Annotated in this window: 1 protein-coding gene; it reads left to right on the top strand. The window is 40.4% G+C overall.

The window, feature by feature from the left end:
* Positions 1 to 455 (top strand): hypothetical protein (locus tag AC1DPZ_RS28660; protein ID WP_477409938.1); only part of this gene is annotated, 455 nt, incomplete at its 5' end.
* Positions 456 to 619 lie beyond the last annotated feature (164 nt).

Below are 619 nucleotides of genomic sequence, written 5' to 3'. Positions count from 1 at the left end.
CCCCTATTGTTTACTACAACGGCGTTATTTTTGATATTACCTCTAATGATCCAAGCTTCCCCGTAAAAGGGAATACCAACCTGCAAAATCAGGCTATCAACCTTAATCCTTATATTGGTTATCGTTTGCAATTAAAAAAGGTTAAACTTGATATTTTACCGGGGATGGATATTGGTTTTATGCTAAAAACCCAGGATAAGGGCAAGGTTAAAGATAACGACGGCAAGGTGTACGCTGTTGATTATGAAAGATCAAAATCGCCAACTGATGTACGTTTACGCTTAGGGGTAGTTGCAACATACGGTAAATTTGGTTTAAATGCCGGTTACGCATATGGCCTCACCAATTATTTGTCGGGCCTGGTTAGCACAAGTAATTCAAATCAGGGTGAGGCAGGAAGTTTTTCGGCACACAGCCGGTTAATACGCTTAGGCGTAAGCTATCGCATTAATTAACAACTATTTAAATCTTATCGCTTTTACCGGCGAAATTTTGCTCACCAGCATAGAGGGTATAATCAGCACCAGCAGGCAGATTACCAGCGTACCAAAGTTGAGCAACAAAATATCTGACAAGCTAAATTGTACGGGCACAAAGGTCATATAATATGATGCCGGAT

Source organism: Mucilaginibacter sp. P4_G9 (genome assembly GCF_056400985.1).
This window is presented reverse-complemented; position numbering and strand designations above follow the sequence as displayed.